Source organism: Arthrobacter sp. 10L430 (assembly GCF_056395245.1).
On sequence record NZ_JBFTJD010000020.1, the window covers coordinates 25,234 to 43,759 of the forward strand.

The 18,526-nt window shown below is 65.3% G+C and carries 15 protein-coding genes; 2 read left to right on the forward strand and 13 right to left on the reverse strand.

Going from position 1 to position 18,526, the window contains the following annotated elements:
• Positions 1-157: 157 nt before the first annotated feature.
• The 3 genes from AC1DDG_RS16090 to coaE form a co-directional block, all read right to left on the reverse strand.
• Entirely contained in the window at positions 158-1,183 is a 1,026-nt protein-coding gene (locus tag AC1DDG_RS16090; RefSeq protein ID WP_476876818.1) for a TerC family protein, read from the reverse strand.
• Between the two features lie 261 nt (positions 1,184-1,444).
• A complete protein-coding gene (gene uvrB / locus AC1DDG_RS16095) occupies positions 1,445-3,544 on the reverse strand; it encodes an excinuclease ABC subunit UvrB (protein ID WP_476876819.1) in 2,100 nt (699 codons plus the stop codon).
• 46 nt (positions 3,545-3,590) lie between these two features.
• Positions 3,591-4,838, reverse strand: coding sequence for a dephospho-CoA kinase (gene coaE / locus AC1DDG_RS16100; RefSeq protein ID WP_476876820.1), 1,248 nt, complete (start codon positions 4,836-4,838; stop codon positions 3,591-3,593).
• Positions 4,839-4,860: 22 nt separating this feature from the next.
• Between coaE and AC1DDG_RS16105 the strand changes: the two genes are divergently transcribed.
• Entirely contained in the window at positions 4,861-5,565 is a 705-nt protein-coding gene (locus AC1DDG_RS16105) for an IMPACT family protein (protein ID WP_230117219.1), read from the forward strand.
• A gap of 198 nt (positions 5,566-5,763) precedes the next feature.
• Here the strand turns inward: AC1DDG_RS16105 and rpsA are convergent, their stop codons facing one another.
• The 3 genes from rpsA to polA form a co-directional block, all read right to left on the reverse strand.
• Positions 5,764-7,239: a 30S ribosomal protein S1 gene (rpsA, locus tag AC1DDG_RS16110; protein WP_230117220.1), complete on the reverse strand. Its 1,476-nt coding sequence runs from the start codon at positions 7,237-7,239 to the stop codon at positions 5,764-5,766.
• Between the two features lie 229 nt (positions 7,240-7,468).
• Positions 7,469-8,758 carry a GNAT family N-acetyltransferase gene (locus tag AC1DDG_RS16115; RefSeq protein ID WP_476876821.1) on the reverse strand — a complete coding sequence of 430 codons (1,290 nt, stop codon included), beginning with the start codon at positions 8,756-8,758 and terminating at the stop codon, positions 7,469-7,471.
• Between the two features lie 75 nt (positions 8,759-8,833).
• Complete coding sequence (polA, locus tag AC1DDG_RS16120) at positions 8,834-11,476, reverse strand: DNA polymerase I (RefSeq protein WP_230117316.1); 2,643 nt, start codon at positions 11,474-11,476, stop codon at positions 8,834-8,836.
• 178 nt (positions 11,477-11,654) lie between these two features.
• On the opposite strand from polA, the gene AC1DDG_RS16125 reads away from it, so the two are divergent.
• Entirely contained in the window at positions 11,655-12,137 is a 483-nt protein-coding gene (locus AC1DDG_RS16125; RefSeq protein ID WP_230117222.1) for a hotdog fold thioesterase, read from the forward strand.
• A gap of 74 nt (positions 12,138-12,211) precedes the next feature.
• Here AC1DDG_RS16125 and AC1DDG_RS16130 read toward each other — a convergent pair whose 3' ends face one another.
• The 7 genes from AC1DDG_RS16130 to chcC1 all read right to left on the reverse strand — a co-directional run bounded on the left by AC1DDG_RS16130 (position 12,212) and on the right by chcC1 (position 18,498).
• The gene (locus AC1DDG_RS16130; protein ID WP_230117223.1) at positions 12,212-12,763 is read right to left on the reverse strand and encodes a dihydrofolate reductase family protein; all 552 of its coding nucleotides are present in this window, start codon (positions 12,761-12,763) and stop codon (positions 12,212-12,214) included.
• A gap of 67 nt (positions 12,764-12,830) precedes the next feature.
• Positions 12,831-13,052, reverse strand: a complete 222-nt coding sequence (locus AC1DDG_RS16135; RefSeq protein ID WP_476876822.1) for a hypothetical protein — start codon at positions 13,050-13,052, stop codon at positions 12,831-12,833.
• A complete protein-coding gene (locus AC1DDG_RS16140; RefSeq protein WP_290369706.1) occupies positions 13,049-14,266 on the reverse strand; it encodes an inorganic phosphate transporter in 1,218 nt (405 codons plus the stop codon). The genes AC1DDG_RS16135 and AC1DDG_RS16140 overlap by 4 nt, the downstream gene beginning before the upstream one ends.
• A gap of 155 nt (positions 14,267-14,421) precedes the next feature.
• A complete protein-coding gene (locus tag AC1DDG_RS16145; protein ID WP_230117225.1) occupies positions 14,422-14,928 on the reverse strand; it encodes an HAD domain-containing protein in 507 nt (168 codons plus the stop codon).
• Positions 14,929-15,052: 124 nt separating this feature from the next.
• Positions 15,053-16,438 (reverse strand): MFS transporter, encoded by a 1,386-nt coding sequence (locus AC1DDG_RS16150; protein ID WP_476876823.1) that lies wholly within the window; start codon positions 16,436-16,438, stop codon positions 15,053-15,055.
• A gap of 99 nt (positions 16,439-16,537) precedes the next feature.
• Positions 16,538-16,828 (reverse strand): Dabb family protein, encoded by a 291-nt coding sequence (locus tag AC1DDG_RS16155; protein ID WP_230117227.1) that lies wholly within the window; start codon positions 16,826-16,828, stop codon positions 16,538-16,540.
• The gene (gene chcC1 / locus AC1DDG_RS16160) at positions 16,825-18,498 is read right to left on the reverse strand and encodes a 4-oxocyclohexanecarboxylate 2-dehydrogenase (protein WP_230117228.1); all 1,674 of its coding nucleotides are present in this window, start codon (positions 18,496-18,498) and stop codon (positions 16,825-16,827) included. The genes AC1DDG_RS16155 and chcC1 overlap by 4 nt, the downstream gene beginning before the upstream one ends.
• Positions 18,499-18,526 lie beyond the last annotated feature (28 nt).

Here is an 18,526-nt window from a genome sequence, read left to right on the forward strand (position 1 = left end):
AGCTTCCGCCCCGGCGCGAACGGACACTTCAGCCCCCGCTGCCTGCATGGCAAAAACAGACAACCCCGGCCGCCGGCCGGGGTTGTCTGTTCAGCGCCGCCAAGCGTGGCTGCCGCCTGCTGAACTGGGCGCCTGCTGAACTGGGCGCCTGCTAAACCTAGTCGACGTCGCTCAGGCTCTTCCGGGCGTCCTCCTCGAGGCGGGCGTCCAGCTTGGCCTTCTGTGCGCCGGAGCTGACCAGGCTCGCGATCACGGCGATGATGATGGTGCCCACGATGACCGCGAGGGAGACGTACGTGGGGATCTCCGGGGCCCACTCGATGTGGTGGCCGCCGTTGATGAACGGAAGTTCGTTAACGTGCATGGCGTGCAGCACGAGCTTCACGCCGATGAACGCCAGGATGACCGACAGTGCGTGCTTCAGGTAAATGAGGCGGTTCATCAGGCCGCCGAGCAGGAAGTAGAGCTGGCGCAATCCCATGAGGGCGAAAATGTTGGCGGTGAAGACGATGAACGCGCTCTGGGTCAGGCCGAAGATTGCCGGAATGGAGTCCACGGCGAACAGCAGGTCCGTCATGCCAATGGTCACAAAGACGATCAGCATCGGGGTGAAGACCTTCTTGCCGTTCACAACGGTGCGGAGCTTGCCGCCGTCGAACTTCTCCGACATCGGTATCACCTTGCGGATGCGGGCAATGAGGGGATTTTCCTTGTCCTCTTCGTCTTCGCCTTCGTCCTGGGCCTGCTTCCAAGCGGTCCAGAGCAGGAAGGCACCGAAGATGTAGAAGACCCAGCTGAACTGCTCGATGACAATGGCGCCGAGCATGATGAAGATGCCGCGCAGGATCAGGGCGATGATGATGCCCACCATCAGCACTTCCTGCTGGTACTTACGCGGCACGGAGAAGCGCGCCATGATGATGATGAACACGAAGAGGTTGTCGATGCTGAGGCTGTACTCAGTCACCCAGCCAGCAACGAACTGGCCGCCGAACTCCGGGCCGGTAAAAAGGAACATTGCGCCGGCAAAAAGCAGGGCCAGGGCCACGTAGAACGTCACCCAGAGGCCGGCTTCCTTCATCGAGGGCTCATGCGGGCGCCGCAGCACCAGGAGCAGGTCCAGAGCGAGGATGATGCCGAGGACGACGAACGAGCCGACCTCGAACCAGACGGGAAGTTGCACAGGGATACCTTTCGCAGGGTACAGAAAACCGGTGTAAGTCTCTCCGGCGAACCTGTGCACTTGGTGCTGATGTGGTTGCCCGCTACGCCCGGCAGGGCATCTGTGCCTTGCGTGTTGACGTTCGTAGCGCTTGGGATACTCCCCTACGTGACCTCAACTTTACCCCACACCGGCACTTGCCCGCGCCCTGGACATGCCAAAGCGCGGACAGCGTTCCACTGTCCGGACACAACGCCCCCACATTGGCTTTGGCCAACCCGCTCAGGCGTGGCCGGCAGCCTGCATCTGGCGCAGTTCCTTTTTGAGCTCGGACACTTCGTCGCGGAGCCGGGCCGCGAGCTCGAACTGAAGTTCCGCGGCAGCTCCGTGCATCTGCTCGGTCAGCTGCTCGATCAGTCCCACCAGGTCCTCGGCCGGCGCGGCCGCGAGCCCGTCCGCGCGCACGGTGGCTGCCCCCTTTGCCGCGGACTTACCCCGCTTGCCGCCCTTGGCCAGGCGGTTGTTGTTCAGCAGCTCCTGGGTGTCGGCGTCCTCCTTGGCGAGCTGGTCCGTGATGTCCGCGATCTTCTTCCGGAGCGGTTGGGGATCGATCCCGCGCTCCGTGTTGTAGGCAACCTGGATAGCGCGGCGCCGGTTCGTCTCGTCGATCGCGTGCGCCATCGAGTCTGTGATCCGGTCCGCGTACATGTGAACCTGGCCGGAAACGTTGCGGGCGGCACGCCCGATGGTCTGGATCAGGGATGTCGAGGAGCGCAGGAAGCCTTCCTTGTCCGCGTCCAGGATGCTGACCAGCGACACCTCCGGGAGGTCGAGGCCTTCTCGGAGCAGGTTAATGCCTACGAGAACGTCGAAGACACCCATGCGCAGTTCGCGGAGCAGTTCCACGCGGCGGAGGGTGTCCACGTCCGAGTGCAGGTACTCCACTTTGACGCCGTGCCCCAGCAGGTAGTCGGTGAGGTCCTCTGCCATCCGTTTGGTGAGGGTGGTGACCAGGACGCGTTCGTTCTTCTCGGTGCGGGTCCGGATCTCACCCAGGAGGTCGTCGATCTGGCCCTTGGTGGGCTTGACGACGACCTCGGGATCGATCAGGCCGGTGGGCCGGATGATCTGCTGGACGAAACCGTCGGCCTTGCCGAGCTCGTACTTGCCCGGGGTAGCGGACAGGTAAACCGCCTGACCCACGCGGTCCTGGAACTCGTCCCACTTGAGCGGTCGGTTGTCCATCGCCGAGGGCAGCCTGAAGCCGTGGTCCACCAGGTTCCGTTTGCGGGACATGTCGCCCTCGTACATGGCGCCGATCTGCGGCACGGTGACGTGGGACTCATCAATCACCAGGAGGAAGTCGTCCGGGAAGTAGTCGATGAGGCAGTGCGGCGCGGTCCCGCGGGCGCGGCCGTCGATATGCGAGGAGTAGTTCTCAATGCCGTTGCAGAACCCCATCTGCTGCATCATTTCCAGGTCATAGGTAGTGCGCATCCGGAGCCGCTGGGCTTCGACGAGCTTGTTCTGGCCTTCCAGTACCGCGAGGCGCTCGGCCAGTTCGTCTTCGATTCTCTTGATCGCCCGGCTCATGCGTTCCGGACCGGCCACGTAGTGCGATGCCGGGAAGACGTACATTTCCTCCTCGTCCCGGATCACTTCACCGGTCAGCGGATGAAGGGTGTGGATGTTCTCAATCTCGTCCCCGAAGAACTCGATCCGGATGGCCAGCTCTTCGTACATCGGAATGATCTCCACGGTATCGCCGCGGACGCGGAACGTGCCGCGGTGGAAGTCCATGTCGTTGCGGGCGTACTGCATGGAGACAAATTTCCGGAGCAGATCGTCGCGGTTCATCTCCGCCCCCTTGCGGAGGGTCACCATGCCGGCGATGTATTCTTCCGGAGTGCCGAGGCCGTAGATGCAGGAGACCGTAGCCACCACAATCACGTCCCGGCGCGTCAGCAGAGCGTTGGTGGCGGAGTGCCGGAGCCGCTCCACTTCCTCGTTAACGGACGAGTCCTTTTCGATGAAGGTGTCCGTCTGCGCCACGTAGGCTTCCGGCTGGTAGTAGTCGTAGTAGGAGACGAAGTACTCGACCGCGTTGTTCGGGAGCAGTTCGCGGAATTCGTTGGCCAACTGCGCAGCGAGGGTCTTGTTCTGCACCATCACCAGTGTGGGCCGCTGGATCTGCTCGATCAGCCAGGCGGTTGTCGCGCTCTTGCCTGTACCGGTGGCGCCCAGCAGCACGACGTCCTTCTCGCCGTTCTTGATTCGTTCGGTCAGTTCCGCGATGGCGGCTGGCTGGTCACCCGCCGGCTGGAACTCGCTGATGACCTCGAAGGGCGCCACGATGCGGTTGATTTCCTGGGCAAGACTCATGTACCTAATCTACAGCGGGGCACCGACAGGAACTTCTGATTCAGCTTTAGGCTGTGCCGGACGTGCCGCCGGAGGTGCTCCCGGATTCCCACGACGGCGGCCGCCAGCCGCTGCTTTCGGCCCACTGCTCCATTTCCGGTCCGGCGGTCTCCGTGAACCAGGGTTCCTTGTCCGCGGCGTACCCGGACGTGGAGGAGTCTGAGGCATGGAGTGCCGCGACCCGGTGTTTCTCGGCCCCGTAGGCATCCCGCGCAGCCTGGTCCGCGGTGAGCCAGTCGCGAAAGCACAGGGCGAACCGCCAGCCGGGCGAGCCGGCCACGCGGACATGGACGTTGACGGGACGTCCCGGATCCGCGCTGCCGTGGAGCCGCTTGGACCACGCTGTGGGATCCGAATGTTGTGAGGTGGGGCTGTCGAGCAGGACCCCTGGCCAGACGGGGAAGCCGGCGTCGCCCAGCAGTGGCGCGATGCGGTCCGCCGCGTCCATGTCCTTCACCGCCAGCTGAAGGTCGATGACGTTCTTGGCAGAGAGTCCGGGCACGGCCGTGGATCCGATGTGGTCCACGGCCAGGACGTCGTCAGGGGCGGCCGCCCGGAGCCGGGCCATGAGCAGGGATGCCTGACGCCGCCAGTCAGGGTCGTGCGCGGCCAATACGGGTCCACCATGCCGGGGAGCCACGGCAGCTTTGCTGACGTTCCGGGCAAAAGGCACGAGCCGGTCCTCCCACAGCCGGTCCACGGCAAGCCGCAGGTCCTCCGGCGTCCCGGAGTTGTCCAGAACGACGTCGGCGGCCGCGAGCCTGACATTACGGGCCGCCTGGGCCGCCATCCGGGAGCGGGCCTCTTCCTCGGTCATGTTGCGGTGCTCGACCATCCGCCGGACCCGGACGTCTCCCGCCGCATCCACCACAACCACGAGATGAAAACTGCTTTCCTGACCGGTTTCCACCAGGAGCGGGATGTCCTGGACCACGACGGCGTCCGCGGGGGCGGCGGCGATCACCGCGGCGGCCTGCTGCCGCACCAGGGGATGGACAATGCCATTCAGCACTGCCCGCCGTTCCTGGTCCCCGAACACGACGGCCCCGAGCCGCGGCCGGTCCAGCCGCCCGTCAGCGCCGAGGATATCCGGCCCGAACGTCTGCACCACCGCGGCTAGGCCAGGCGTGCCCGGCTCCACAACATCGCGGGCTATGGCGTCTGCGTCGACGAGGACCGCCCCCAGCTCCTGAAGGCGTGACGCCACCATCGATTTCCCCGAGGCGATGCCGCCCGTCAATCCGATCTTCAGCACTCCCCAAGACTAAACTGAACCGGTGGCTGACGACGCAGATTCCCAGGAGAGCAGGACGTCGTCATACACGACCCTTGCCGCTGGACCCGATTTCCGCCACGAGCTGGAGATCAAGCGATCGCGTTTCATAACAGTGCTGCGCCGCACGGACAGCGAAGACGGCGCACGGGCCCTGGTGGCGGGCCTGCGCCGCGAATTCCACGACGCCCGGCACCATTGCTCGGCGTTCGTTCTGGGCCCGGACCGGGACATCCAGCGCTCCAGCGACGACGGCGAACCCTCCGGGACGGCCGGGATCCCCATGCTGGAGGCGCTGATCCGGCGGGAAACCGCCCCGGGGGTGACGGACCTCAGCGACATCAGTGCCGTCGTCGTGCGTTACTTTGGCGGAATACTCCTGGGTGCCGGCGGGCTGGTGCGCGCCTACTCCGAATCGGTGTCCGCAGCCCTCGAACTCGCTCCCCTGGTGAACCGCAGCCGGCTGCGCCTCTGTGCCGTCCGGGTGGCCCATGCCGCGGCCGGGCGCCTGGAGAACGATCTCCGGGCCGCCGGCTACGTCATGGCCGAAACCGGTTATGAGTCCCAGTCAACAGTCCTGCGGCTCGCCCTGCCGGACTCACCGCGTGTCCTGGCAGATGCGGCCGGGCGGCTCGCCGCCATGACGGCCGGAAGAGCGGACCTGGAGCCGGAGGGCACGGACTGGGTTGACGGGCCGCTCCGCTGCTGATTATTAATCAGCTTAGTTTCTTGCTTCCCAGGGTTACTGGTGTTAGCCCACACAGCGCGCGGTGATACGCACCGGACATATGCAAAAAGGTGGCCGTCCCCGAAGGGACGGCCACCTTTCCGCGTGCCGTGCCGGCGTCCTGCTCTCCGGCCTTAGGGGCCGGCTAGCAGCACGCCGGTGTCACCAGCGCTGGGGCAATTAGTTGCCGGTCAGCTTCTCGCGCAGTGCTGCAAGAGCCTCGTCCGAAGCAAGCGTGCCTGCACCGGTCTCGGTTGCAGCCGGCTCGGAGGAGTAGCTGGTGGTGCCGGAGTCGCTGTCGCCGGACGTTGCAGCTGCAGCGTCGTCGGCAGCGTGCTGGGCAACCTGCTTCTTGTGTGCTTCCCAGCGGGTCTGGGCGTCAGCGTACTGCTGCTCCCAGGCAGCGCGCTGGTTCTCGTAGCCTTCAAGCCACTCGTTGGACTCCGGGTCGAAGCCCTCCGGGTACTTGTAGTTGCCCTCTTCGTCGTACTCAGCGGCCATGCCGTAGAGTGCCGGATCGAATTCGGTGCTGTCGGCGTCAACGCCCTCGTTAGCCTGCTTGAGGGAGAGGGAGATGCGGCGGCGCTCGAGGTCGATGTCGATGACCTTGACGAACAGCTCGTCACCAACGGAGACAACCTGCTCAGCCAGCTCAACGTGGCGGACAGCGAGCTCGGAGATGTGGACCAGGCCTTCGATGCCGTCTTCGACGCGAACGAACGCACCGAACGGAACCAGCTTGGTGACCTTACCCGGAACAACCTGGCCGAGGGCGTGGGTGCGGGCGAAGGTCTGCCACGGGTCTTCCTGCGTAGCCTTGAGCGACAGGGAGACGCGCTCGCGGTCCAGGTCGACCTCGAGAACCTCGACGGTGACTTCCTGGCCAACTTCGACAACCTCGGACGGGTGGTCGATGTGCTTCCAGGACAGCTCGGAAACGTGGACGAGGCCGTCTACGCCGCCAAGGTCCACGAAGGCACCGAAGTTGACGATGGAGGAAACGACGCCGGGACGGACCTGGCCCTTTTCCAGCTTGTTGAGGAACGTGGAGCGGACCTCGGACTGGGTCTGCTCGAGCCATGCACGGCGGGACAGCACAACGTTGTTGCGGTTCTTGTCCAGCTCGATGATCTTGGCTTCGATCTGCTGACCGATGTACGGAGCGAGGTCGCGCACACGGCGCATCTCGACGAGGGACGCGGGCAGGAAGCCACGCAGACCGATGTCGAGGATAAGACCACCCTTGACAACCTCGATGACGGTACCGGTGACGACACCGTCTTCTTCCTTGACCTTCTCGATGTCGCCCCAGGCGCGCTCGTACTGAGCACGCTTCTTGGAGAGGATCAGGCGGCCTTCTTTGTCTTCCTTGGTGAGCACCAGGGCTTCGACCTGATCGCCAACGGAGACGACGTCTCCGGGGTCAACGTCGTGCTTGATGGAAAGCTCGCGGGAGGGGATGACACCTTCGGTCTTGTAACCGATGTCGAGCAGAACTTCGTCGCGGTCGACCTTGACGACGGTACCTTCGACGAGGTCTCCGTCGTTGAAGTACTTGATGGTGGCGTCGACAGCTGCGAGGAAGTCCTCAGCGGTACCGATGTCGTTAATCGCGACTACGGGGGTACCGGGCTTCTCGGTGGAGGTGATGGTCATGTAGTAGGGGCTCCGTTGTGGATAGTTAGTCGGTCAGGCAAACCACCACGCCCGCGTTATTGAACGCAGGCGCAGGTCTCGGCAAATCCGGTGGATTTGCCGGGTCATCCTGATTTTGTGGATTGTAGATACGTGCACGTAGTACACGCCCGTTTATTATAGTGGCCCGCGCCAAGGCCGGTCAAAGCGCCTGGGCTGCCGTGCAGGCCCGCGACCTGCGCGAACACCGTCAGAAGTGCGTCAGGCAGTGCGGCGCGCGTTCGACGGCGAACATGAGGCGCGCTTTCAGCGCAGCTCCCAGGGCATGCTCGGTGATCCGCCCGGCCGAGGCCAGCGTCACCGGACAGACCGCACCAAGGTAGATGGAACCGAGTTCAGCGACGTCCAGCGAAAGCTCCGGGCGCGATCCGGCCGGAGCCTCCGTGACCCTCGCGCTGCCTCCGGTGACATCCAGGATGAACGTGCCGCCCGCAAAGCCAAGGCCGTCGCTGACCCCAAGAACCAGGGACCCGTCCGCGGAATAGTGCCGCGCGGAAAGGGCCTTGCCGGTGTCCAGGATCCGGAGCCACAGCATGTCCCTCTGGTCCGAAGACCCGATGCACCGCGGATCCTCCAGCGCCCACGTCAGGGGGTCGTCCACAGGGGCGTCTGCCCAGCTGACCCGGCCGGTCAGGTCGATGCTGCCGAGGAACTGCCAGAGTTCCAGGTAGGCGGCATCGGTGGCTGCCACCAGGTCAACCAGTTCGATGGTGTAGGGCTTGGTGTCCCAGCCGGCGAACTTGTATGAAACGTAGCCGTCGACCGAGCCCGCCGCGTCATAGTGGAGGGCGCACTTGATGGACTCATCCTCGGCGCCGTCGCGGCCGCACGTGCCGGACACAGTCTGGCGGTAGGCTTCCTGCCGCACGATCGAGCCCGGAGTCAGCCGGTGGACCCCTTCGAACACCTGGGGCGCCAGGTCCAGGAGGACTTTCCGGTCCGCGATTTCCACCGTGCCGGTTGCGGTATGGCGAAGCCGGAACCTGGGCCCGGTATCCACCTTCACCGTGCGCTCGAACGTGGCAACGCCGTAGCCGAAGCGGCCGTAGATCGACCCCTCGGACGCAGTGAGCGCGGCCACCGCCAGGCCGTCGGCTTTTGCGGCCGCGAGGTCCTCGGCCATCATCCGGCGCAGCAGCCCCTGCCGCCGGTGCGTCCCCCGCACTGTCACTGCGGTGACCAGCTGGGCCTCCAGCTGCCGTCCGTAGCCGATGTTCAGATTCTTGCGCAGCGTCCCGAACGTTGCCACGGGAATCTCAGCGCCCAGGGAATGCGGCGCCACCTCCCCCGTCTGGTAGACGCCGGTGAGCTCGCGGTTGTCCGCCCGGTACATGGCCATGAGCTTGTCCACGAACTCGTCGTTCCTGCGGCTGTCATGGAAACCGAAGCCCACGGCGCGGATCCAGTCGGTTCCCCAGGGATAATCCGGAGCTCCCTTGTCCGCTGCCCTGAACCGCCTGATCTCATACTCGTCTGCCACGTACTGCTCCCCCTTGAACGCGAATGTATGACGCGCGCAGGGCGCCGCTCCGGCGCCCTGCGCTTCCTGAAACTGCTAGTGGCCGGCGTCGTACCAGCTGGGGCCGACGCCGATCTGGACGTCCAGCGGAACGCTCAGCTGGGCCGCGGCGCCCATCTGTTCGGTGACCAGCTTCTCCACCGCCTCGCGTTCCCCCGCTGCGACCTCCAGGACCAGTTCGTCATGGACCTGCAGGAGCATGCGCGATTTGAGGCCCTGGGCTGCGAGTTCGGAGTGCACGCCCAGCATGGCGCGTTTGATGATGTCAGCCGCCGACCCCTGGATGGGAGAGTTCAGGGCAATGCGCTCAGCGTTCTCGCGCAGCTGCCGGTCCGTGCTGGTGAGGTCCGGGAGGTAGCGGCGGCGCCCCTCGATCGTGGCGGTGTAACCGTCGATCCGGGCCTGGTCCACCACGCCGCGGAGGTAGTCGCGGACGGCGCCGAACCGGTCGAAGTAGTCCTTCATGAGTGTCCGTGCCTCGTCGACGGAGATCTCCAGCTGTTTGGAGAGGCCGAACGAGGTCAGGCCGTAGGCGAGGCCGTAGGACATCGCCTTGACCTTCGATCGCATGGCACTGGTCACCTGATCGGTGGGCACATGGAAGATGTTGGAACCCACGAAGCGGTGGAGGTCTTCGCCTTCCTTGTAGGCCTGGATCAGGCCGGCGTCCCCCGAGAGGTGGGCCATGATGCGCATTTCGATCTGTGAGTAGTCCGCGGACAGCAGGCAGTCGTAGCCTTCGCTGACCACAAAGATGCCGCGGACGCGCCGGCCTTCCTCGCTGCGGATGGGGATGTTCTGCAGGTTGGGGTTGTTGGAGGAGATCCGGCCGGTGGCTGCCACGTTCTGCGCATACGTGGTGTGGATCCGGCCGTCTTCGGTAACGGACTTCTTGAGCGATTCCAGCATCTGGCGCAGCTTCGAGGACTCGCGGTGGGCCATGAGCTGGACCAGGAATTCGTGCCCTGTTTTCTCCAGCAGGTTCTTGAGCGACGCGGCGTCGGTGGTGTAGCCGGACTTGATCTTCTTGGTCTTCGGCAGCTGGAGTTCTTCGAAGAGTACCGTCTGCAGCTGCTTGGGCGATCCGAGATTGACCTCGTGGCCGATCGCGGCGAAGGCGAGTTCCTGGGCGTTGTCGATCACCTTCGCGAGATCCGCAAGCTGTTCGTCCATGCGCGGCATGTCGATGGCGATGCCAGCGAGTTCCATGTCGGCCAGAACCCGGCTGACGGGCAGCTCCAGGGTGGTCAGCAGGTCCGCCGCCTTGCGTTCCGTCAGTTCCGATTCGAAGAAACGGCTCAGGGCCTGGACTACCGCGGCTACCCGGACCAGCGCGTCGGCAGCGGCGGCGTCGTCGCCGTCGAACGACAGCTCAAGCTGGCCTGCCTTGGCGGTCTCGGCTGACATGCTGATGTTGAGGTGGTGCTGAGCCAGTTCGGCGAGCTCATACGTGCGGCGGTCCGGCTGGATGAGGTACCCGGAGATGGAGGTGTCATCCACTACACCTTCCAGGCCCAGGCCACGGCTGGACAGGGCTTTCAGGGCTGCCTTGTAGCCATGCATGACCTTCGGGGCTTGCCCGTCACGCAGCCACTCCGCCAGGACGTTTTCCGCTGCGGCGTCCTGGGCGGCGAGGTCGATGTAGACGGCGGCGTCGTCACGGACAATGGCCAGTGCTGCGGCGTCTTCGCCGATGCGGCCGGGCACCAGGTCAACGGCGACGGCCGACCGCTTACCGGCTCCGGCCGCCAGGAAAGCACTCAGCTCAGTAGCGCCGGAAGGGGCCACAAAAGCCGGCGTGTCGATGCTCTCCCGCTTAGCGGATTCCACGTCGTCGCTGCCGTAGAGGGCGAAGAGCCGCGTACGGATGGTCTTGAATTCAAGGTCGTCGAACAGTTGCTCCAGGGCGGCCTCGTCCGGGCGGGGTTCCGCGAGTTCGTCCAGCGTTACCGGGAGCTGAAGATCAGTGTGGAGCCTGTTCAGCCGCCGGTTGCGCTTGACGTCCTCGACGTTTTCGCGGAGGGCGTCCCCCACCTTCCCGCCGATCGCGTCGAGGTTCTCCAGAACCCCCTCCAGCCCGCCGTACAGGTTGATCCACTTGGCCGCCGTCTTGGGGCCGACGCCGGGAACGCCAGGGAGGTTGTCCGCGGTCTCCCCGACCAGGGCGGCGAGGTCCGAGTACTGGGCCGGGCTGACAAAGTACTTTTCCTGGATGGCTGTGGCATCCATCCGGGGAATGTCGCTGACGCCCTTCCTGGGGTACAGCACAAAGACGTTGTCCGTAATCAGCTGGAAGGCATCACGGTCGCCGGACACGAGAAGTACCTCGAAGCCTGCCTGTTCACCCATTGCGGCGAGGGTCGCCAGGATGTCGTCCGCTTCGTAGCCGGGCATCTTGATGGTCTTGATGCCCCACGCGCCCATGACTTTGTCGATGAGATCGATCTGGCCGCTCATCTCCCTGGGCGTCTCGTTGCGCCCGCCCTTGTACTCGCTGTACTCGGCCTTGCGGTGGGTGGTTTCGTCCGAGACATCGAAGGCCACGGCAATGTGGGTGGGCTTCTGCTCCTTGATCAGGTTGATGAGCATGGACGTGAAGCCGTGGATGGCGTTGGTGTGCTGGCCAGCGGACGTGGAGAACTTGTCAGCAGGGAGGGCAAAGAAGGCCCGGAACGCCATGGAGTGTCCGTCCAGCACCAGGAGGCGCGGCTGGTCCGTCAGGGGAATAACCGGGGCCACGGTCGCGGAAGCAGCGGGGCCGGCGGGACGCGGGACCGCAATATCCTGCAGGGTGTCGGCGTCGGACGGGAAAGGGGCCGGTTTGGTAGTTTCACTCACAGGTGCCAGCCTAGTTGCCATGATGGACAATTTCACGCCCGGCCAGCCCGCCGAAGAGGTGCGGTTCAAGGACGAACTGATCACGGCCGGCGTCCCGGAGCAGCTGCACGATTGGCTCGGCGAGTTCGGCATCGGCGCCCTGGTGGTGAAGATGGGGATCCGCTTCCTGGAAATGAGCCCCGAGCGGACGGTGGCCACCATGCCGGTGGAAGGGAATACCCAGGTGGCAGGGATCCTGCACGGCGGCGCCCATGTAGTGCTCGCGGAAACCCTCGGTTCCTTCGCGGCCGGCATGCACGCCGGCCCCGGGCGCCAGGCGCTTGGCATCGAGGTGGGCGCTACGCATCACCGGGCCATCGCGGCTGGCACCGTGACGGGAACCTGCACGGCCATCCATCTCGGCCGCACGCTCACCACCCACGAAATCGTCATGACCGATGAGCACGGCCGCAGGCTTTCGACAGCCCGGATCACCAACCTGATCCGGGACATCAACACGTAGCATCACCGGGCCGGCCACACTGGCGTCTGGCGGCGCTCAGGCCGCCTTCCGGCGTGCCGGGTACGCTATCCGGCCTATCCGGCCTCTCCGCCGAAACGGTAGCGGAGCTCCACGATCCCCCGCCCCTGGGTGCGGGACTCAACCAACTCAAGTGGCGGCGTCGGGACGTTCAGGGGAAGCAGCCGCTTCCCCTGGCCCAGCACCACGGGGATGATCGAGACGATGAGCTCGTCCAGCAGGCCGGCATCGGCGAACTGGGCCGCAAGGTCACCGCCGCCCACCACCCACACATTCCTCCCGGCGGCATCGCCCGTGAAGTCCCTGGCGAACTCCTGGACCTGCCCCCGCACGAAGGTGACGTCTGCGCCCGGGGGTGCTGTGAATTCGTGGTGGGTGAAGACCCAGCAAGGGGTTTCGGGATAGGGCCAATTGCCGGACTCGTGGTCCATCAGCCACTGGTAGGTGGTGCCGCCCATGACGATGCAGCCGACGCCGGCCATGAACGAGTCGTAGCTCTCCTTGCCGCCGTCGAAGCCGTCGAACTGGAGCAGCCAGGCAAGATCGTCATCAGCGGTGGCGATGAATCCGTCGAGGGACGATGCAACGTAGTACTGGACGCTGGGCATGGTCTAAGACTAGCCATCCCCGGCCGTGGTTCCCAGAGGCCGCAGAGGCTTGTGTGGCGTCGGTGGGTTAGCCGCTGAAGTAAGGGATGATCAGGTACAGCCCGAAGAGTACGGCGATGCCGCAGAGCCCAAAGCAGGCGTAGGCGAGGTAGGGGACCCACACGGGAGCGGTGACCTGGCGGTCTCCGGCAATGGCAGTCAGGCGGACACCCAGGGAATAGAGGACCACTACGGTTACCGCGGCCACGAGCGTGGCTCCGGCTACTGTGAGGAGTTCCAACCACTTCATTGCTGAGAATCCTTCGGATTGTTCGCCTTGGCACGTGCCCGGGCGAGGGCTTTCTTCTTCGCGAAACGGACAGCCTGTCCGGCTTCTTCGACCTCCACGGCGTTGTGGTGGCCCACTTCGGACTTGCGTGAAACCAGGAACATATAGAGCACGGCTCCGGTGCCGGCGACCGCAGCGATGACCACGCCCACAACACCTGTCTTGACGAGGAGCGCGGTGAGGGCGCCAACGATGCCGGCAGCGGGAAGGGTAAAGAGCCAGCCGAGGGCGATGCGCCCCACCATCCCCCAACGGACGGTTGTGCCCTTGCGGCCCATCCCCGAGCCGATCACTGATCCGGAGGCCACCTGGGTGGTGGAGAGGGCGAAGCCCAGATGCGACGAGGCAAGAATGGCGGAGGCGGTGCTGGACTCTGCCGCGAAGCCCTGCGCGGGCTTCACTTCGGTAAGCCCGGCGCCCATGGTCCTGATGATCCGCCAGCCGCCCGCATACGTGCCAACGGCGATGGCCAGGGCGCAAGCGCCGATGACCCACAGCTGCGGTCCGGTGCCCGGACTCTGCGTGCCGGCCGCGATCAGCACCAGGGTGATGATGCCCATGGTCTTCTGGGCGTCGTTCGTGCCGTGCGCCAGTGCCACCAGGCTTGAGGTGAAGATCTGGCCGGTCCGGAAGCCGCCGCGTTTCTGCGTGAGCTTGCTGCCGGTCTCGGGATCGTGCCGGGACGTGAGCGCGTAGGCGATGCGGGTACAGATGTAAGCGACCACGCCGGCGATGACCGGGGCGAAGACGGCCGGCAGAATGACCTTTTGCAGCAGGGTCTCGAGGTTCACGGAATTAAACCCGATGCCTGCAATGGCTGCGCCGATCAGTCCGCCGAACAGGGCGTGCGAGGAACTCGACGGCAGCCCTTTGAGCCAGGTGACCATGTTCCAGAGGATGGCACCCATGAGCCCCGCGAAGATGATGTCCGGGGTGATCTGGACGCCGTCGGCTCCCTCGCGGATGATGCCGCCTGAGACGGTCTTTGCCACTTCCGTTGACAGGAAGGCGCCCACCAGGTTCAGGACCGCCGCGAGCGCAACTGCCGTCTTCGGTTTGATGGCACCGGTGGCAATGGGTGTAGCCATCGCATTCGCCGTGTCGTGAAAGCCGTTGGTGAAGTCGAAAAATAATGCCAGCGCTATGACCAGCGCCACCATGAAGGTGATATCCACCTGTTGCCCAATCTGCAGAGTCGACGGTCAGCAGTTCCACTTTCCCCTGCCTGCCCTGCAAAGCATAGTTCACCGGCTGTTCGGCCGGTGTGACTTGCGGGTGGTTGCAGGACGGGTTTGAAACCTTATAGATCGTACGCGCCCTGAGGATCAGGTCAAACCGTGTCCTCCGCGAAAATCCGGATGGAGTCGAGCTCCACCGGTGACAGTCCGCGCCTCGGGTCAGGCGAAACCAGCAGGGCGCGGGCACCGAGCACTCCTGCCCATGCCTGGGCCCGGCCCTCGAAGGCGAGCTGGTCGTCAATCCAGATGATCCGCTCGGGACGGGTGAATTCGACGTCCGCCTGGATTGCCTCGAGCTTCCACCAGTCCGCCCCGCCTCCCGCGCCGTCCGCGGTCAGCACCGGCCACTGGCCGCCGTCGAGCCCGGTGACCGGGCAAAGGACCGCCGGTGCCAGTTCTTCCCAGCTCGTGAGCCACACGCAGCGGAGACCGGGGGTCGGTGCCAGCCGGTTCAGGGCCACCACCAGCTCCCCCGCATACGCAACCTCAAGCATCCCGGCGTAGGCGTACGTCCACGCCGAGCCCCAGGGGGTGTCGCCGGTGGCCCCGAACGGGCACACCACGCCGTCGACGTCCAGGTACAGCGACACGTTTCCCATGGCTTGGTCCTTCCGGCGCGGTCCTGGCCACGGCCTCTCCCGCCAGGCCGCCTGGCGATGCGTCTGGGCGGACGCCGGCTTTGGGCGGCCCGGGCTCGGGCCGCCCAAGGCTCTGAGGCCAACGCTACGGAACTGGCGTCCGGGCGGGCAAGGGCTTGGCACTTCGACGGTCCGCCACGCCCTTCAGGTATGGGCCGCCCAGATCCGCTATGGGCGTCCGGGCCGTCTCCCGGGAGAAGTAGGCAGCTATTCCGGCGATCACCATGCAGGCTGCGGCAAACAGGGCCACAGGAATCCAGCCGTTCCGTCCAGCGCCCAGCAACAGCCCGGCGATCATCGGGGCGAATCCTGCCACCATCAGGCCAAGCTGGTTTCCGATGGCCATGCCGGAATACCTGATGGGCGCTGCGAACTGTTCCGCGAAGAAGGCCGGCCAGATGCCGTTGAAGCATGAGTAGAAGAGGGTCATGTTGACGAAGGCGGCCAGGAAGATCAGGGTCATGTTCCCGGTGCCCAGGGCCCAGAAGTACCCGAAGATGGTCGCAGAGCAGCCAAGGGCTGCCGTGATGAGGAGCGGGCGCCTCCCCACGCGGTCCGAGAGCTGAGCCGTCACGGGCATCACGAACATCGACAGCCCAATGGAGACGGCATTCACCGTGAGGACTGAGGCCTTGTCCAGACCTACCGTGCCGGTGGCATAGGCGAGGCCGAACACCGTGAAGACTGTCTGCATGACGGACATGATGGACATGCCGATCACGCGCAGCACGTCAGGCGTCTGGAATCTGAACACATCGCGGATAGGCAGTGACTTGACCTCGTCGAACTGTTGGGCCTCTTCGAAGACGGGGGTCTCGTCCAGATGCGTGCGGACCCAGTAAGCGATGGCCAGCACTGCCACGGAGAGCCAGAAGGGGACGCGCCAGCCCCAGCTCATCAGCTGGTCCTGCGGCAGGGCTGAAATCGGGATGAATACCAGGGTGGCCAACACCATGCCGGAGGCGTAACCGGTCATGACAAAGCTGGTGAAGAAGCCGCGCCGCCCCTCCGGGGAATGCTCAAGCGTGAGCGTGGAGGCACCCGCTGACTCTGCGCCCGCGGAGAATCCCTGGAGCAGCCGGCCGGCGGTCAGCAGGATGGGCGCCCAGACACCCACCTGCTCATAGGTGGGAAGGAACCCGATGCCCAGCGACGCCAGTCCCATCATGCCGAGAGTGAACAGCAGCGTGCGTTTCCGTCCCAGCCTGTCGCCGAAGTGCCCCATGACCAGCCCGCCGATGGGCCGCGCCACATAGGCGACGCCGAAAGTGGCGAAGGAGGCCACCAGTCCGACGGCCGGGTTGCCGCTGGGGAAGAACAAGTGGCTGAACACCAGCGCTGCGGCAGAGCCGTAGATGAAGAAGTCGTAGTACTCGAGCGTGCTGCCCAGGAAGGATGCGAGGGCGGCCTTGCCAGGCGTCTTGCGCGGTGGCGCAAACTCTGCTGCGCCGGCAGGTGAATTTGTGGACATGTGAATCTCCTTGGGACGTCGTAGTCCGGGCGGACGGGGTCTTGTCGGGATGGACGGGATCTTGTCCACCCGGACGGGACCGTATCCGGATGGACGGGACTAGAGGTGGAAATCGACCGAGAGGATTTGTTCGCTGTTCGGAAAGGAGTATTTCTTCAGCGGTTCGTGCAGCGGGTGCGTGTTGTAGACGGCGACGTCGTCCACTGACGCGAAGTCGGCCACGATGGCGTAGTCGAACGACCGTTCGGTGCCCATGACGTCGGGGCCGTGGGTGAGGCACAGCAGGCCGGGGATGTTTCCATCCATGCGGTTCAGGCCGTCGATCCAGGCCTGCCGGTCGGACGCCGGGAAGTCCGGTTTGAAGCGGAACAGGACGGCGTGCCGCATCATGGCCGGGCTCCGGCGAGAGCGGCTGCCCGCTCCCCGGCCGGGTAGCTGGCACTTTGGCCGGCGGCTGTCCGTCCTGCGAGGTAGCCCATCGTCATGATGGGGCCCAGGGTCGCCCCGGCGCCCGGGTAACCGGCCGCGTAGGCATTTTCGGTGGTGTTGCCGGCGGCGAACAGCCCGGCGATCGGCTGGTTGTCGACGTCGAGCACCCGTCCCCGGCCGTCGGTGGCCACGCCGCCGTTGCTGCCGAACGCACCGTTGACTACTTCCAGGGCGTAGTAGGGACCGTTCTGCAGCGGTCCGAGGGACGGGTTGGGCCATGGGCAGTCGTCGTCACCCCAGTACTTGTCGTAGGCGCTCTCACCCCGGCCGAAATCGGGGTCCTCGCCCTTGACGGCGAACTCGTTGAACCGGTCCACGGTGGCGGTCAGCTTGCCCGCAGGCACGCCGATCCTGACTGCCAGTTCTGCCAGGGTGGGCGCCTCAATCAGGTAGTCCGGCGTGGGCATGCCTGCGCGGTGGGCCAGGACGCCGTAGCGCTCCAGGTACGTGTGGTCGAACACCACATGGGCCGGCGTGTTCAGTGTCCGGTTGTTGGGCGAATCCCACGACTGCAGGCAGCGGGCGAGGTCGTTGTAGTTCTGGGATTCGTTGGCGAAGCGCTCGCCGTTGCGGTTGACCATGATGGACCCGGGACCCTGGCGTTCGAAGCGGAGCAGGGTGCCCACCGGCTGTCCGTCCCGGGTGTCCCCCGTGATCGCCATCGGAGCCCACCATGCTTCGCGCGTGCCCCGGGTCTGGCCGCCAACGCGCTGGGACATCTTCAGCCCGTCACCGGTGTTCGACGGCGTGGAGCACATCGCGTACAGCCGGGACGCCAGCAGGGAGTCGGCCAGCTGACGGTCCCATTCAAAGCCGCCGGTGGCAAGGACCACGCCGTCGTTGGCCTGAATCTGTTCCCCGGTCTCCAGTTCAACGCCGGTCACCCGGCCGCCGCTGGTCAGAAGCCGGTGCCCCCGCGCGCCGACGGCGAGGGCCGCGCCGTCGCGGACCAGGCTGGCGAGCAGCATGGAAACAAGGGCGTGTCCCTTGGCCACGAGGCCCTCGGCCTGGCGGCGGTTGAGGTCGGCCCACGGGAACTTGGTGAAGGCACCCCAGTTTTCGTATTCCTGCATGGTGAAGGGTGCCCGGCCGTCGGAGCGCACGTGCGCGGCGAGGTCGCCGAGGGCTTCGCGGATGTTGAAGAGCTCGGGCTCCACGGTGCGTCCGCCTTCCACGGAGCCTGGCAGGTCCTGGCGGTAGTCGGGGAAGTTGTTCAGGAACAGGAACCTGAGGCCCAGTTCCTCTTCCGTGTAGCGGAGCATGGTGTCCCCATAGTCCAGGGCGGCGTCCAGGAGCTCACGGCGCCCCCGCCCCCGCGCCACTGCGGCGACGTATGTCCGGGCGGCTTCCTTGGAGTCGGTGATGCCGGCAGCCCTGGCGTGGTGGTTGTCCGCCACCCACAACATCCCGCCGGAGACGGCGGACGTTCCGCCCAGCAGGGCAGACTTTTCGAGGACAACGACGGACTTGCCGGCGTGCGCCGCGGTGGCGGCGGCAGTCAGGGCACCGGCGCCGGAGCCGACGACGACGACGTCGTAGCGGTCCGCGGGGGTTCCGTAGAGGAATTTCATGGCATGGCCTTTCAGCTGAAGCTTGGTT

Coding starts and splice junctions, on each gene's coding strand:
- AC1DDG_RS16155 (WP_230117227.1), bottom strand. CDS start 16,828: ATGATGCGGCACGCCGTCCTGTTCCGCTTCAAACCGGACTTCCCGGCG.
- AC1DDG_RS16125 (WP_230117222.1), top strand. CDS start 11,655: ATGATGGACAATTTCACGCCCGGCCAGCCCGCCGAAGAGGTGCGGTTC.
- polA (WP_230117316.1), bottom strand. CDS start 11,476: ATGGCGTTCCGGGCCTTCTTTGCCCTCCCTGCTGACAAGTTCTCCACG.
- AC1DDG_RS16145 (WP_230117225.1), bottom strand. CDS start 14,928: ATGGGAAACGTGTCGCTGTACCTGGACGTCGACGGCGTGGTGTGCCCG.
- AC1DDG_RS16150 (WP_476876823.1), bottom strand. CDS start 16,438: ATGTCCACAAATTCACCTGCCGGCGCAGCAGAGTTTGCGCCACCGCGC.
- AC1DDG_RS16135 (WP_476876822.1), bottom strand. CDS start 13,052: ATGAAGTGGTTGGAACTCCTCACAGTAGCCGGAGCCACGCTCGTGGCC.
- AC1DDG_RS16130 (WP_230117223.1), bottom strand. CDS start 12,763: ATGCCCAGCGTCCAGTACTACGTTGCATCGTCCCTCGACGGATTCATC.
- chcC1 (WP_230117228.1), bottom strand. CDS start 18,498: ATGAAATTCCTCTACGGAACCCCCGCGGACCGCTACGACGTCGTCGTC.
- rpsA (WP_230117220.1), bottom strand. CDS start 7,239: ATGACCATCACCTCCACCGAGAAGCCCGGTACCCCCGTAGTCGCGATT.
- uvrB (WP_476876819.1), bottom strand. CDS start 3,544: ATGAGTCTTGCCCAGGAAATCAACCGCATCGTGGCGCCCTTCGAGGTC.